At 71.4% G+C, this 14,912-nt stretch carries 14 protein-coding genes; 4 read left to right on the forward strand and 10 right to left on the reverse strand.

The features are described from left to right. On the reverse strand, positions 1 to 533 hold a 533-nt coding region (locus ACIRL2_RS49425), incomplete at its 3' end, for a hypothetical protein (RefSeq protein WP_402242030.1). 872 nt (positions 534 to 1,405) lie between these two features. Beyond that, the gene (locus tag ACIRL2_RS49430; protein ID WP_402242033.1) at positions 1,406 to 2,479 is read right to left on the reverse strand and encodes a hypothetical protein; all 1,074 of its coding nucleotides are present in this window, start codon (positions 2,477 to 2,479) and stop codon (positions 1,406 to 1,408) included. 717 nt (positions 2,480 to 3,196) lie between these two features. Between ACIRL2_RS49430 and ACIRL2_RS49435 the strand changes: the two genes are divergently transcribed. The 3 genes from ACIRL2_RS49435 to ACIRL2_RS49445 all read left to right on the forward strand — a co-directional run bounded on the left by ACIRL2_RS49435 (position 3,197) and on the right by ACIRL2_RS49445 (position 5,408). Continuing rightward, positions 3,197 to 3,517 carry a DUF397 domain-containing protein gene (locus tag ACIRL2_RS49435; protein ID WP_402242036.1) on the forward strand — a complete coding sequence of 107 codons (321 nt, stop codon included), beginning with the start codon at positions 3,197 to 3,199 and terminating at the stop codon, positions 3,515 to 3,517. Positions 3,518 to 3,619: 102 nt separating this feature from the next. Then, positions 3,620 to 4,558 carry a helix-turn-helix domain-containing protein gene (locus tag ACIRL2_RS49440; RefSeq protein WP_402242038.1) on the forward strand — a complete coding sequence of 313 codons (939 nt, stop codon included), beginning with the start codon at positions 3,620 to 3,622 and terminating at the stop codon, positions 4,556 to 4,558. A gap of 427 nt (positions 4,559 to 4,985) precedes the next feature. Then, positions 4,986 to 5,408, forward strand: coding sequence for a DUF4259 domain-containing protein (locus tag ACIRL2_RS49445; RefSeq protein WP_402242040.1), 423 nt, complete (start codon positions 4,986 to 4,988; stop codon positions 5,406 to 5,408). 138 nt (positions 5,409 to 5,546) lie between these two features. Here the strand turns inward: ACIRL2_RS49445 and ACIRL2_RS49450 are convergent, their stop codons facing one another. The 6 genes from ACIRL2_RS49450 to ACIRL2_RS49475 form a co-directional block, all read right to left on the reverse strand. Beyond that, positions 5,547 to 6,362 carry an SAM-dependent methyltransferase gene (locus ACIRL2_RS49450; RefSeq protein ID WP_402242043.1) on the reverse strand — a complete coding sequence of 272 codons (816 nt, stop codon included), beginning with the start codon at positions 6,360 to 6,362 and terminating at the stop codon, positions 5,547 to 5,549. Positions 6,363 to 6,644: 282 nt separating this feature from the next. Then, positions 6,645 to 7,109, reverse strand: coding sequence for a sigma factor-like helix-turn-helix DNA-binding protein (locus ACIRL2_RS49455; protein ID WP_402242044.1), 465 nt, complete (start codon positions 7,107 to 7,109; stop codon positions 6,645 to 6,647). A gap of 93 nt (positions 7,110 to 7,202) precedes the next feature. Further along, positions 7,203 to 7,754, reverse strand: a complete 552-nt coding sequence (locus ACIRL2_RS49460) for a hypothetical protein (protein ID WP_402242047.1) — start codon at positions 7,752 to 7,754, stop codon at positions 7,203 to 7,205. A gap of 115 nt (positions 7,755 to 7,869) precedes the next feature. After that, positions 7,870 to 8,031: a hypothetical protein gene (locus tag ACIRL2_RS49465; RefSeq protein ID WP_402242050.1), complete on the reverse strand. Its 162-nt coding sequence runs from the start codon at positions 8,029 to 8,031 to the stop codon at positions 7,870 to 7,872. Positions 8,032 to 8,696: 665 nt separating this feature from the next. Next, positions 8,697 to 9,473 carry a hypothetical protein gene (locus ACIRL2_RS49470; protein ID WP_402242053.1) on the reverse strand — a complete coding sequence of 259 codons (777 nt, stop codon included), beginning with the start codon at positions 9,471 to 9,473 and terminating at the stop codon, positions 8,697 to 8,699. A 185-nt stretch (positions 9,474 to 9,658) separates the two neighbouring features. Then, positions 9,659 to 10,084, reverse strand: a complete 426-nt coding sequence (locus tag ACIRL2_RS49475; protein WP_402242055.1) for a hypothetical protein — start codon at positions 10,082 to 10,084, stop codon at positions 9,659 to 9,661. 1,165 nt (positions 10,085 to 11,249) lie between these two features. Here ACIRL2_RS49475 and ACIRL2_RS49480 point away from each other — a divergent pair. Further along, complete coding sequence (locus ACIRL2_RS49480; RefSeq protein ID WP_402242058.1) at positions 11,250 to 12,125, forward strand: nucleotidyl transferase AbiEii/AbiGii toxin family protein; 876 nt, start codon at positions 11,250 to 11,252, stop codon at positions 12,123 to 12,125. Between the two features lie 287 nt (positions 12,126 to 12,412). On the opposite strand, the gene ACIRL2_RS49485 is transcribed toward ACIRL2_RS49480, so the two are convergent. Both ACIRL2_RS49485 and ACIRL2_RS49490 read right to left on the reverse strand, forming a co-directional pair. Continuing rightward, on the reverse strand, positions 12,413 to 13,768 hold the full coding sequence (locus ACIRL2_RS49485) for a tetratricopeptide repeat protein (protein ID WP_402242060.1): 1,356 nt from the start codon (positions 13,766 to 13,768) through the stop codon (positions 12,413 to 12,415). A 552-nt stretch (positions 13,769 to 14,320) separates the two neighbouring features. Further along, positions 14,321 to 14,854, reverse strand: a complete 534-nt coding sequence (locus tag ACIRL2_RS49490; protein WP_402242063.1) for a YrhB domain-containing protein — start codon at positions 14,852 to 14,854, stop codon at positions 14,321 to 14,323. Between the last annotated feature and the right edge of the window lie 58 nt (positions 14,855 to 14,912).

Raw genomic sequence — 14,912 nt, forward strand, 5'->3', positions numbered from 1 at the left:
GTGAGGTCGATCGCCAGGTCCTCGCCCACCGCGTCGACCAGCGTCGGGGCGGGCTCGACCCAGCTCTTGAACCGGCCGCCGATCGCCGCCTCGACTACCTCCTCCGCCTCCTCCGGCCCCAGGCCGGTGGAGGACAGGAACCAGGTCAACGTCGTCTCGCACAGCCCGTACCAGCCCGACTCGGCCTGCGTGCGGTCCACCACCGTGGTGACCAGGCGGGTCACCGCGCGCTCCAGATGCCAACTGCGGTCCCCGGCATCCGCGTCGGGAGGCGGGGCGAGATCCTCGAACCGCTCGGCCATGTCCTCCAGCCAGTCACGCCACTCCAGCAACGAAGCCACGACCCGCGCGGCGACCTCCTCCGTTTCTCCGACCGAATGCGCGTGGTAGTACCAGGCGGCAACAGGTCCACCGTGGTAGATCGTCCAGTCCCAGCCGCCGGCCCAGCGGCCGTAGCGCGACACCAGCAACGCGGTCACCTCGCGTGCGAAGCGGTACTTCTCCGTCGCGTCGACATCGGCCGCAGGTGTCATCGAGGCGACCAGAGCCGTGAGACGGGCCCTCTCGTCGTCGTCCCATTCGAAGGCGTTCCGGCGCGGGTCGGCGGCGGACCACGGCAGCGCCCAGGCTCGAAGTTCTTGGTGGATGGACGTGGTTTACCCCCGAAGTCGGACGTGGCGGAACAACCGACCGATGATCCCGACGAAATCGAGCCGCGTCACCCGAATTCGTGGACCCCGACCGGTGCCTCCCGCCGCCCAACCGCCTTCGCCACGGCGAGGACGTTCACCCGTACATGGCTGAGCGCATTCACCATGTACGCCGACACACGGTGCTCCTTCGCGAGGAGTTCACGGCGTCGGCGGGCTCGGTGGAAGTCGCCGTCGAGGGTGGGACCTCGGCGTGGTGGACCGGGCGGTCCATTATCGCGGCGGCCACGACGTCGTCGGAGAAGGCATCCGCGCAACACACGGCCGGGGCCCATCGCCCGGAGCACTCACGCTCGTCCCGGCATCGCCCCGCGCCCCTCGCGACAGCGCGCCGGGAACGGCGGCCGCAGATCCGTACGCACGCTCCAACTCATGCCGGCGGACGCGGCTCATGCCCTTGAGGATCGTCCCCGCCCGCGCGCTCCGTTCCCGCGACGCCCCCGCACACCCGGCCCGGACACAGGTGGGTGGCTCACGGGCGCGGCGGCGGCCTCAAGGGAACGTGACGACGACGTCCGCCACGGGAGGGCTCGGCACGAGGAACTCGACCGCCGACCGGCACACACGGCGGACGAGCCGCGCGCCGACCACCGAGGTCGCCGCCCGAACCCTTGGCCCCGGATGCGGGATTTCAACGGTGATGAAGGAGTTGTCGGCGTCCGTGACGCGACGGCGACGGCGGCCGACCCGACCGCTCAGGCCCCGGGGCTGCGGGCGGCGACGCGAGGGGCGTGGGGAGCGAGCAGATGTTCCACGCAACGCGGCAACCCGGCGTCGGAGTCGATCATGTGCATCCACGGGATGGGCGCCATGACGCGGGCGAGTTCGTCGGTCACGGTCGTCTCGAGGGCCTCGCGTAGTTCGTCGGGTATCGGGTCGTCCACCAGGCACAGCCATCCCAGGGCCGCGCTCACCCGCACCTCCGCCGGCCGTCCCGGGTCCGCCCAGCACGTCCGCATCCATGCGACGGCCTCCTCGTCCGGGTGTTCCCGGGCGAGTTGGGCGATTGCCAGGACCAGACACGCCCGCACCGGCGCGACCTCCTCCACGCGCAGGCGACCGTGCAACGCCGCAGAAATCCGGCCGACTTCGCCGGAGGCGGCGGCGAGGACGTAGGCCGCCACGCAGCGCACCTCGGGGTCGGCGTCGTCGAGCAACGCCGTCACGATCCCCGCGTCCGCGGTGATCGCATCCCGTGCCGCGGCGATCGACCAGTTCTGCAGGTAGCCGCAGGCGGGGAACGCCCACTCGTCGTCCGCGTAGCCGACCACGAGCAGGTCCCCGCGCCCGAATCCGTGGTTGTGGATGCGGCGGGCCACTCCGCCGACCAACCACAACACCTCGGACCGGTGATGCGTCGAGGGATCGGCGGCCATGCGCAGCAGGAACGGTACCGCCAGCGCCCCCGGCGCGGACGGCTGCCCCGCATGGCACACGCAACCCCACAAGCCGCGGATGACCGAAAGCACGGTCGGGGCATCCGCCGACCGAAGCCGCCCCAACTCCTCGGCGATTTCCTCGCCGGGCCCAAACACGTGCGGAAATCGCGACCACGGCACCCGATCGAACTCGAACCCGTCCCACACCTCGACCGGCATCCGCGCCATCACCACGCGCACGTCCCGCTCGGTCCCCCGCCACTCCTGTGACCAGGTTTCCGGCAACGGCCCACCGATCGAGGCCTCCTGCGAAGACTCACCGGCCCAGGCCTCCCGCAACGAATCGGTCCAGGCCTCGTGCAACGCCTCGACGTCGACATCCTCGTTCATCCGCACCCGTCCCCAAGGCTCGTCCCGATCACCACCGCAGCCCCCACGCCCGACGTTCCGGCACCGATCGCCGGCCCGACGACGCCGGACACCGCAACGCGGCCCGGCCCTGCGGTCGCACGGCGCGAGCGGCGCGCCCCCACACGAACGCCCCCGCATCGACGCCCTCTCGCCCGGGGAAGACGCACAGGCATGCACGAAGGGCCGTAAGCAGCCGCCCCCACGCGGGAACAAGGTCTCCGGCAGCGTCGGGACGCTATCGGTCGCCACCGACACGAACGCGCTGCATCCCCTGGGCGCCACCGGGCAGAGTCCGCAGCCGGCCGTGCAACCGCTCGGCGAACAGTGCCTCCCGTCGACGAAGTTCGTCGTCGGTGTCGTCCGGACCATGCGGCCGTCACACCGTGACCGGGCGACACCGTCGTTCGGTTCGGTGACCACGTGACCGGTCCGAACCGGCGCCGCCGTGACACGACGACTCCCGTATCCCCCGGGCCTTACCGGGGGCCACCCCATGCCATGCGGGTCGTGGCAGGCAGACCCGGTCCCGAACAGGTGCCCGGCGCGCGGGGAGGACAGCCGGCCCCGGCCGACGACGGGGTCCCGGTCGGCAAGGCCCGGCGCCCGCGATCCCAGAGTTCGCAGGTGGGCAAGCCGCCACCCTTTCGGGGGACTTCGCTCCCCTGTTTCCGTGACTAGCATCGTCCCAGTCGGCCCGTGCAATTGCATATGGCGTTGCACGGCGGCGCGGCGCCTCCCTTCGAGGCGTGCGGATCGGCGGATGAGGAAGCGGTGATGGACGTGCGCGAGGGTGTCTACGGTGGGCCGGCGGCTTCGTTGGGTGTGACGGAGTGGGTGAAGAGTGCGGCGAGTTCGGCGACGGGTCAGTGTGTGGAGCTGGGCGTGGTGCCCGGTGGTGGTATCGCGGTGCGGAATTCGCGGGATCCGCAGGGGCCGGCGTTGGTGTACACGAGGGCGGAGGTGGCGATGTTCGTGGCCGGGGCCAAGGCGGGCGAGTTCGACCGTCTTCTCGAATAGCGACCTGCTCGCGGTGTGATCGTGTGATCGGCGGACGGGGGTGTGCGCCTTTGGAATACTGGCGCGTACACCCCCCTTTCTTGTTCCGCTGGGAGTCGCCGCGTGTCCCTGTCCCCCGACCCCGCCCCGGGTGCGCCGCGCGAGGCCGGTCCGGATCCGCTGCCCGATCGGCCGGCTGCGGCGGTGAAGGTGTTGGGGTCGATGCTGCGTGATTTGCGGCTGGAGAGCGACATGGGGCTCAAGGCGGCAGCCGACGTCGTGCGCGGGTCGGCGTCGAAGGTCTCGCGGCTGGAGCGGGGCGAGAGTCCGCCCAAGCACCGCGACGTGATGGAGTTGTTGAAGGCGTACGGGGTGCGGGAGCCGGGCACGTTGGCCACCGTCGAGGACCTGCTGCGCAAGGCCGTCCAGAAACCGTGGTGGCACCGGTACGCCGACGTCACCCCGGGCTGGTTGCGGCGGTTGATCAGCCTGGAGGAGTCGGCCACCCGGATCAGCACCTGGGAGGTCCACGTGGTCCCGGGCCTGCTGCAGACCCCCGACTATGCGCGCGCGGTCATCCGCAACGGCCTGCCCGACGCCGACCCGCGCGAGATCGAACAACGCGTGGCGTTGCGGCGCGGCCGCCAGGAGGTGCTGGGCAACGGCCAACGCACCCAGACGCTCGTCGCGTTGCTGGACGAGAGCGTGCTGGCGCGTCCGGTGGGCGGGCCGGCGGTGATGGCCGATCAGATGCGGTTCCTGCTCGAGGCGATCGAACGCCGCCGGATCCAGGTGCGGATCGTGCGCTTCGCCAAGTCCGCGACGCTGACCCCGCCGTCGTCGATGACGCTGTTGCGGTTCGCGCACGGCGGCCTGCAGGAGTTGGTCTACCTCGAACACGTCGAGGCTGCCACCTACCTGAGCCGGGTCAAGGACGTCGAACGCTACCGCGCGCTGCTCGAATCGCTGTACCTGGCGGCGGAATCACGGGCCCGCAGCAAGGCCATGATCCGCGAAGCCCACGACCGCTACCGCGCCGAACAGCGGGCAGTCACCGGCTGAGTGCCGGACGACGCACGGCGGGGGAAGCACCACCGCCGCGACATCAACGCGATCCGCTACCTCACGCAACGGCTTCACGTGGCCCGCTTCCTACGAACTATCCGATGCTCCCCGGGGACTTCGGGTTCTTCAGCCGCCGGGCCGCGATCGCCGTGACCACCAAACGCCTCACCCGCAAGGGAGCCACCGTCGCCCGCACCGCCGACCCGGGCGCGACCGCGAACAGCAGGCCGCCCGACGAACGCGTTCAACGAGCCGTTCGAGACGGGGCCCGAGAACCGGTCCGGCGTCCGAGGCACTGCCCCGCGCCGGACCGAATGCGGCATCACCACCACGGGCCGGGCCCGACGCGTGGGCACCCGGGGCCACCGCCCGACTGATCAGGCGGCTCATGCGAGGATCCCCCTTGTCAAGGGAGGTCGACGGCATGGGCACCTGGGGCATGGGGCCGTTCGAGAACGACACGGCGGCGGATTTCTCCCTCACCCTGGATGAGACGGACGCGAGCGCACGCGAAGCCGTCATCCGTCGGGTCCTTCGCGCGGCGGTCCGCGCCCAGGAGCACCTCGAGGAAGCCGTCGCCGCGGCCCGCCTGATCGCGGCTCGACAGCCCGCGGGTGAGCCGGTCGACGATGTCTTCGGCCCGAAAGAGCCGATGCCGGCGTTCACTGACGACGTTCGCGTTCTCGCGGTGGAGGCTCTCGACCGCGTCGTGGCAGAAGGGTCCTACATCGCCGAGCTTTGGGACGAATCCGGCGAAGGTGAGCGCTGGCGACGCAGCATCACGAACCTGCGATCGATCCTTGATCCCCCGCCTTGGCACGGAACAGAACCCCTCTTCGAGATCTAGTGCTGCACCGCGTCCGCGCGCTCGCCCAAGCCGATGGTCTCGCCCGGCAGGAGACGGTCCGGCGCGCAGCCGCGATCGATGTGCAGATGGACGTGCGGTGCGGCCCGCGGACCGATGAGGGTGGGGTCGCGGGTTCGGTCAGCGGACGCGGGCGACGCCGCCGTATTCGATGAAGTCCTTGCCCTGGAGGATGCGGGGTTCGGTGTCGGGGCACCAGTCGGTGACCTCCATCAGCCCGGGCGGGACGATCTCCAGGCCTTCGAGGAAGTCGTGCACCGCGGAAGGGGGCCGCACCTCGCCCCAGTTGCCGCCGGTGGCCTCGTCCATGAAGTCGGTGACGCTCCGGCGGACGAGGGGGTTCTCGCTGACGAGTTGGCACACCACCAGGAAACTGCCCGGGCACAGCCGCTGCGCGACCCGGCGGATCAGGGCCTTGGGGTCGTCCTCCTCGGGGATGCAGTGCAGGACGGAGACGAACAGCGCGGCGACGGGCCGGTCGAAGTCGATCATCGAGCGGACGATCGGGCGGTCGAGGATGTCGTCGGTGTCGCGCATGTCGGCCTGCAGGAACAGGGTGCTCTCGTCGTCCTCGTCGAGGAGGGTGCGGCCGTGGGCCAGGACGGTGGGGTCGTTGTCGACGTACACGACCCGGCAGGAGGGGTCGACGGCCTGGGCGACCTGGTGGACGTTGTCGCGGGTCGGCAGCCCGGAGCCGTGGTCGAGGAACTGGCGCACGCCGTGGCGTTCGGCGAGCACGCGCACCACCCGGCGCAGGAACGCGCGGTTGTTCAGGGCGAGGGCGCGGGTGTCGGGGACGATCCGCAGGAGGTCCTCGCAGGCGCGGCGGTCGGCGACGTAGTTGTCGGTGCCGCCGAGGTAGTAGTCGTACATGCGGGCGACGCTGGGGGTTTTGGTGTCGATGGGCGGCGGATCGAAATCCGTGTCCTCGTGCATGGTGTCCCCTCGACGTCCGCGCCACCTCCCGCCAGGGTGACGTTTGCCCATGCTAGGGGCCCCGCCGGCAGGACCGCCGGTACTCCGTGGAGTGAACCGCCCTCCCGCGGGGGTGATTTCGGCGTGGCGGCGGCGAAACGGGCGCGCGTGCGGAGCGGGAACGCTCGAAAGGGGGCGCGCGGCCGTCGCCAGCCGTAGCGGGTCGGGCGAGAGACCGCGGGCGGGCCGTGGTGTCCGCGTCGGACGGTGTGGGTCGCCCGGGTGCGCGGGATGAGCGGTCCGTCAGGCGGGGTGGGTGCGTTCGAGGTCGCGGATCATCGCGGCGGGCAGGGCCTTCTCGGCCAGGACCAGGTGCAGGGCGACGGTGGGGGCGTCGACGCCCATCAGGTCCGCGGTACTGGTCAACGTCATGCCCAGGCGGTAGTGCAGGACGAGGGCGTCCAGTTGCTCCGGCGGCAGGGCGTGGTGCAGAAGGTCGCGGGAGGGGCGGGTGTCGGGGGCGCCGGTCGCGGCGGCGTCGACGGCTTCGGTCAGCACGTTCCAGGCGTACCCGTTGGGGTTGGCGGTGCGCAGGATCTCCTCCCAGCGCGCGGCGAGTTCGGCGAAGGCGCGCTCGACGGCAATGTCGGCGCGGTAATGGTCCTGGACGCGGGTGTGGGCGTAGCGGTGGTAGGGGTGGTGGTGGCGCAGGCGGAACGCGGTGAACGCGGCGGAGGCGGTGGGTGGGGCCGGCCGTGACGTGGTCATGGGGCTGCTCCGTGGGGTGCGGGGGCGGGCGTCGTCGGGTGGTGGCGTCCTCGCGGGAGGTCGGGCGGCCCGGGGACGGGCCGTCGGGGGTGTTCAGGGCGTCGGGGGTGGTGGTGTGGTCGGTGGCGTGGCGGTGGTGTCGGGTTTGGCGGCGAACTGGATGCGTTGGGCGGCGGCGAGGTGGTGGTCCGGGCTGCGCTCGCTCACGGGCACGGTCGGGTCGAAGGGATCCGCGACGGCGGCGGCGAGGGTGTCGTCGGGCGGAAACGGCGACGGTGGTGTGGCCGGGGACGTGGGGTGCGGGTCGGGCGAGGAGGGGCGGGGTGCCTCGCCGATCTGGTGTGCCAGTCGGTCGTTCTCGGCGCGCAACTGCTCGTGCAGGTGGTTCAGTTGCCGGGGCGCGTCTCCGCGGTGGTAGGCCTTGGCCAGTGATGTGGCCAGGGTGAGGATGACGTCGGCGGGTGTGGTGCCGTCGGGAGTGTCGCGGCCGCGTGCGCGGCCCTCGCGTTTGCGGGCGTTGGCGGCCGTCGCTCGGCACTCCTTGCCGCAGTACTCCGGGGGGCGGCCCCGGCCGGTGGGCGGCAGGGTGAAGTGCTTGCGGCAGGTGGGGCAGATCGTGGAGGTCGCGCGGGAGCCGGCGCCCATGTCCATCTCCGTTCGCTCGGGGCGCCCCGCCCCGCCGTGCCCGCCCCGGGGATCGGGTGGGCACGGCGAGGTGGGCGGACAAGGTTGTGCCGGCGGACCGGCGGGGGCGTCGGGCTCAGCGCAGGCGGATCCGCGCCCAGCGGATCGTGGAGCGCCCCATGAACGCGGCGGCCGCCACCGCCAACCCCACCGCGACGGGGTGCGCGGCGCCGCCGGGTGAGGCGGCCCACCAGGACAGTGCCGCGGCGGGCGCTGCCGCGCCGAGGCGCAGCCTCACGTCCCAGATGTCGATGCCGCGAGTTTCCGCGCCACGAGGACGTGGAATGATATATTCGATTGGCGGCAACGGTTCGCGCGTGAATCGTCGACGCAGTGATTCGAGCATTGGAATATCCGTTCGGATTTTGGGCCCTGGGTGCGCCTCAATCGCACCCGGGGCCTTTTGCGTTCGGTCGAACCCCGCCATTCAAGCAGGCGCGGGCGGCCGGCCGCCACGCATTCGGCCCAACGCCCCGCACCTGGACAAACAGGCTTCAATTCCTCGAACGCCCGCACGACGGGCGTCCGTGAAAATAGGATGAATCGAAATGCGGCGACGCGCTTTCGAATTCGATCACCGCGAGGACGTCGAATGGCCGGGACGACGGCGCCGTCGGTCGATTCCGCTCAACCGCACTCGGAGGCCCGAACCGTCATCCCCGAAGGCTTTCACTCGCACGGGTGAATATGCGATTGCATATGCAAGGGGACATCTTCGAAATCGTCGTGCCACGTGACGCGGAGGGCGTGTTCACCCGGCCTCGACGCGGCCGATCGCCCACCCAGCGTATCCCGACACCCCGACACCACCACGAGGCACGAAGGCTCGTCGGAACGGAACCCCGAGGGTCTCGGCCCTGCTCGACGGATCATGCGCTCAGGCTCGTGCTCGTCGGCGAGTTCTCAAAACGGCGGGTCGTCGTCGTATCCACCCACGGCCGCGCCGCGGGCGTACCGTTCGCGGGCCACGACGTCGTCCGCGGTCTCCAGGTCGCCGGTGTCGTGACCCCAAGCCCTCAGCGCCGCCAAGGCGCGGTCCCGGTTGTGCGGATCGGTGCTCGTGGCCAGGAGACGGCGGGCGTGATCGGCCAGTTCGCTGCGATGCCCGCCCAGGAGAGGGTGTTCGGAGAGGGGGACGACGGCGACGAGAGCCGCGTCGCGGACGTCCGCGTTCTCGTGGCCGAGGAAGGGCCGGACAGCGGCGAGGAACACCGGCCGCAGGTCCCGAAACGCCCGCATCTCCTCGTACTCGTGGAGGAACCGCTCCCCGTGCCGGCGTTCGCCGATGGCGACGCATTCGTCGTCCGCGTCGCGGGCGGTGTCGCCGAGCCATTCCAGCAGTCTCACCAGCGTCGGGCGGCGGGACGGAGCGGCGGTGTCGGGGTCGAAGTCGCCTGCGGTGAGGTGGGGTTGGTCGAGGATGGCCGCGACGTAGCGGGCCACGGGCACGGTGGCCTCGTAGATGGTGTTCTGGTGGGTCACCTCCCCGAGCGCGTCGGTCACGGCGTCGGCCCGGACGGCCGGGTCGGGGTCCAGGAGGCGTGCCAGCGCCTCCGGCAGGAACTCCCCCGTCCCAGGCCCGGTGCCCAGGGATGCCCAGTCCGTGCCGTCCAGTATCCGGCGGTGGTGGGGTGGCCCGTCGAGAGCGGGTTCTCCCGTCGGCCTGCCGTTCTCGCTCACACCCGGAGATTACGGCGTCGCCGGAATCAAGTTGCCCGGGGGCATCGCGGCGGGCGTGTTCGATGGCCGGGTGGGCGGACCCACCAGGCGTTGGAGGGGATGTCGTTCCTCGACCACGCCGTCGCGGGGGCACTGCGCGGATGGCGAGGGGTCTTCGGCGGGGAGAAGTCCGCGCTCGTGGACGTCTACTGCTCCCGGGCGACGGGGGCGGGGTACACGAGCATCAGCCGGTTCGGGCCGGCCGGCGCGGTGTGGGAGATCAGTGCCGGTGTGGGGGTCCGGGGCCGCGCGGTCCATCCCTCGACGTTCACCGTGTGGATCTCGCGCCACGCGCCGTCCTCGAGGACGGCGAGCCTGACAAGGGCGTCGTACGCCGGCGGTTCCCACGCCTGGGGGTCGTCGTGGTCGTCCGGGTCGTCCTCGGGTCCGCTCCAGACCCCCGTCGCCCACGCCGCGTGGAGCCGGCCGTCGTGCACCGCCAGGACCGGCCGCCCCGTGCCCGCGGTCCGCGCGAGCACGACCGGTTCCAACCAGGTGCCGCCCTGCTGGGCGGCGGTGTGCACGATCGTGGCGGCATCGCGTTGGTCGTCGTCGTATCGGCGGAACAGCATGTGCAGCCGCCCCCATGGAAGGCGAGGTCGAAGTCGAACCTGTCGCCGACGGGCAGGGGCGCTTCGTCCGACCAGGACGTGCCGTCGAACGTCAGGTGATACACGACGGCGGTGTGCCGGTACCGGTACGCGGTGCCCACGAACGTGTCCGACAGGCGGGGCGAGGACGTCTCCCGCACCCCGTCCGGGACTTCGACCGAGGGGTCGAACCCGTGGAAGACGAGATGAAGCAATCCGTCGTGGACCACCAGAGCGGGCCGTCCACTGACCAGTCGACTGACCGCCCGCGATTCCCAACCGCCGTAGCGGCCCGACGTCGCCAACATCAACACCGGGAAATCCTCGTCGGGCTCCCGCGTCAGGTACGCCAGGTACAGCCGGCCGCCGAACGACGCGAGCGCCGGCGCGGTCCCCGTATGCGCAACCTCGATACGCCGACGCTCCCCCCACTGCCCGCCTCCCCCGAAGGCCGGGGTGAACACGCTCCACCACAGATGCCGGCCGTACCCCAGGGAATCGTTGTGGACGCAGTGCACCCGACCGTCGAGCTCCGCCAACACCGCCACGCCGCCCTCCACCGGGTCGGACGACACCACACTGGGGATCGTTCCCCTCCCGGGCTTGAACGTCGACCACATCAACTCGAAATCCACCAACATCCCCGAACCCCCCGCTTCCGCGCACGAACACGCGCCTCCGCGAGAATACGGACCCCTCCGCCGGGACTCCTTCGAATATCGGGATCCCCGACCAACCCCGTCGACGCAACGCCGGTTCGAGAAGGCGGACGACCAAGTGCGGGGGAATACACCCGGATACGGCCCGGGCCCGATGGTCGAGATCGTCAGCGTCCACAGCGGCGCAGCCCGGGCCCCGTCTGCGACAGCACCCGGGCACCGAAGCGTCCGCTGAACGCGCACCGACAGCGTGGTCGGCGGGCTGCCGGCCGGCGTGGAGCGGACGACCCGCTGCCGCCGCCCCCGTGGTACCCGTTCCGGCCATCCAGAGAGGCGTTCCGGTATACGCTCGCGCGGCTGCCCGCCGTCCGGGAACCGTGGCTACGGGCGATCCACGACCGACGAACGACCCCCACCGCGCCACCCGACCCGCACCGGGGCCCGGAACTTCGTTGCCGCGGCCGCCGGCGCCGTGGAGGATCGACCCCATGTCCTCCTCCGCCGCACCGCCGTTCCCGCTCGCCCCGGACGCGACGGCACGGTGGTGCCGGGATCGGGCGCGGGCGATGGACCACGTCCTGGCGGCGGTTGCCGCGTCCCGATGGGTGGACGAACTCGTGTTGCGCGGGAGCGTGTTGTTGCGGGCGTGGTACGGGTCCGCCGCGCGCGACCCGGGCGATCTGGACTTCGTGGTCACCACGAGTGGGTGGCGGCCGCAGGACGGCCGTACCGCGCGGATGTTCGCCGAGATCGCGCGCCGCGCCGAGGAGTCGTCCGCCGCGGACCCGTGCGGCGTGCGGGTGTTCGCCACGTCGACGTCGGACGAGGAGATCCGGGACTACGACCGGATGCCCGGTCGTCGACTCGGTGTGCGGTGGCGGTCCGAGAGGCTGCCGGGCGGGACGGTGCACCTGGACTTCGCGTGCGGCGAACGATTGCCCAGCGCACCGGCGTTGGTCGAGATCCCGTCGTCGGACGGGACAGAGACGCATCTGCTGCTCGGGGCCACGCCCGAGCAGTCGTTGGCGTGGAAGCTCCTGTGGCTGATCGAGGACGATCCGCCGCGGGGCAAGGACGTCCACGACGCAGCGCTGCTCGCAGAACGCGTCTGCCTGTCCACCGCGTTGACGCGGGCCACGTTCATGGCGTGGGACCCCACGTACGGCGGGCGCGCGTTCACCCGGGACGCGCTCGGGCTCGATCGGGTGGACTGGGCCGAATTCCGCCTGGCGTACCCGCGATTCGCCGAAGGCGATCCTGCGGCGCGGCTGGTGCGGGCGCTCGCACCCGGCTTCGTCGCGGGATCGCCGATGATCACCGAGGGCGCCGGCCGGCACGACGTCGGCATCGAACTCCCCGGATGAGCCAGGCCGGGCGAATCCGGCTCCGACCGGCACCGCGTCGTCCGGGGCGAGTGTGAGGCGTGCTCGTCCGCTCGACCGGGCCCGCTCGCGGTGTCCATGCCACGCGGCGAGCGTGGGAATGCCGCAGTGTCGCAGGTCGGCGGTCTTCGCATGTGAGAGCAGCCGGGCCGCGACGAGGTGCCGGTCGAGCACGTCCTCCCACAGCCGCGCGATACCGGCCTCCGCGCGCGGCCACATCGATCGCCCCCCGAGTGATGGCCCGTCATCGTCGGCGCTCGTTCAGGGCTTCAGCGTGGTGGCTCGTGGGACCACAGGTGCGTCGTCGGCACGAGTGGTGGCGGGGGGTTCGTGTGCAACAGGACGGCCAGGGCCTCCTCGACGCGGCCGAGGTCGACGAGGTGGTGGGCGAGGTCATGACCGATCCCGCGGTCGTGCTCTTGGAGGACGGTGACGGCCTCCTCGGTGCGCCCGGCGCCGGCGAGCAGGCGTGCGATGTCCTCCGCCGCGTACCAGGTGTCACCTTCGGAGTGGGCGCGGGCGTGTTCGACCGCCTCGTCGACGCCGCCGCGGGCGGCGATCAGCGGCAACCGTATCCGGTACAGCTCCCACTCGTCCTCACCCCCGCGCCGGGAATGGAGGGCGTCGAGGTGGGCCAGGCCGTCGGCGGGGCGGCCCCGGTCCAGGCACAGCTCGGCCAAGGCGTGGAGAATCCAGTCGTCGCCGGGGTGGGCGTCGGCCCGGGCGCGCATCACGGCGATCGCCTCCTCTCCCCGTCCGTGCCGGACCAGGAGCTGCGCGAGATCGTGGGCCGAGTTCGGGTCCCGGGCCGCGGGGCCGTCGGCCGGCCCGTACACGGCGATCGCGCCCTCCACGTCGCCACCCTTCTCCAACAGCTCCGCCAACCGCCGTATGGCCTCCTCATGCCCGTCGCACGCGGCGTAGGCGCGCAGTTCCTCGACCCGGCCGTGCCGCGCCAACAGGTCGGCCAGTTGGTCTCGGCCGTTGACCGAGACGATCTGCCGGCGGTGGAGCAGGGCGACGGCCTCGTCGATGCGGCCCTGGCGTTCGCGGATCGTCGCGAGCAGGCCGAGCGCCGTGTCGGGATCGAGGCCGCGGCAGCACCACGGGCTATCGCAGTGGTGGTCGGCTCGCATCAGGCCGGCGAGCAGCGCGGCGGCCTCCTCGTCGCGGCCCGCAACACAGGCGACGTCGACCAGGGCGGTGGCGAGCACCCAGTCGTCGACATACGGCACGAGCAGGTCGAACGCCTCCTCGGCGCGGCCGTGCCGGGCGAGCAGCCTCGTATAGGCGTCCAAGGCCATCGGGTGCCCGGCCTCCATGCGCGTCCGGGTGATGTCGATCGCCTCGTCGGCGCGGCCCCAGCCCTCCAGCAACCCGGCCGCGGCAACGACGGCCGTCCACCAGCCCGTTGCCACATACGGAGCGAGCACCTCCCACGCATCGCCCTCCCGGCCCCGATCACCCAGCACCCGTGCCCACGCCAACGCGCAGAACCACTGCCCGCGTCTGGCCTGCGCCTCCACCACGTCGGCACGGCCTCGTTCGAGCAACCGCGCAACCAGCTCCGGCGGAACGTAACCGGACCGCGTCCGGGCCCGGAAGTCGAGATCGTTGGCGTCCACGACCGGGCAACATAGCGCCCGACCCCGACACAGAGCCGACACCACCGACGACCTCGCATCGGACCGGTGGAGACCACCGGCAGGACCCCGCGCCGGGTCGTGGGTCGACGCTGCGGGACCGGTTTGGGCCGAGAGGTTGTCCGCGTGCCGACGGGGGTGTTCCCTCGGTCGGGACCGGTACACGTCCGGTGTAGCGCGGGGGCAGCGAGTAGGGCGTCAGGCCATGGGTTCGGGCTGGTCAAGCAGTCGCGGCCGACGGGCACGGCGCAGCGGCGGGTGCAAGTGGCGCGGTGGTCGAGGACGGTGTGGGCAGTGTGGCGATGGCTTCGGGCGACGGTGGTGCGGAAGGCCGCGGTGGGAGGGCCGGCGTCGCTGGGAACGGCACTTGTGGCGTTGCCCGTTCGTCCGTGCGCTCCGGGTGGTTCCAGGCGGTCGGTATCGAGACGAGCTGTTGGCTCTGGCAAGATTTTCGTAGCCGGAGATCGTCTTGGTTCGGTGGGTGCTCGAAGCGCGTCGCGGTCTGCCGTTCCACTGGCCTGGATGGTCGCACGGCTACTGAACCGGACCAGCCAACGTTTCGATCGACAGAGGCGGGCAGCTCTCCTCTGTCCGGGTAAGGCTTGCCAGCTCTTCCGAGGGTTCGTCACCATCGCGAAGGGCCAGGACGTATGCCCTTGCATCCCGCAGACTCAGCCGCGGGGCCTGCTTCCGCAGGTGGCTCATCGCGGCCACGACCCCGGCGGAGTGCATCAGTGCGCGAACGGACGAGGCCAGTGGGTCGGGCGGTCGGATGCCCTTGATCTGCTGGAGGTAGAGCTCCTCCCAGTTCTCGGCTATCCACGTGGTAGCGGGGACGTGGTGGATGCTGCCGTCGTGCCGGTCCACCAGGTAAGGGCCGCTGCCAATAAGGCTGTCGCGAACATCACGGCTGTGGGCGTACTCCGCCGAGTTCCAGAAGACGAGCCAGCCGACCGCATGCTCCTCCACGTCGCAGACGGCGAGCTCGCGGAGTGGTCCTGCCCACGTCAGCCGTTCTCGGGCCAGCAGGGACTCGACAAGCTCGACGGCGCGTTCCTTGGAAATCACGCGTCCATCATTCACCGCAGGTCAATCGGGTTTCGGGGGGCGTGGCCGCACCCGCGTC

Origin of the sequence: Embleya sp. NPDC127516, from assembly GCF_044765325.1 — a bacterium.
GTDB lineage: Bacteria > Actinomycetota > Actinomycetes > Streptomycetales > Streptomycetaceae > Embleya.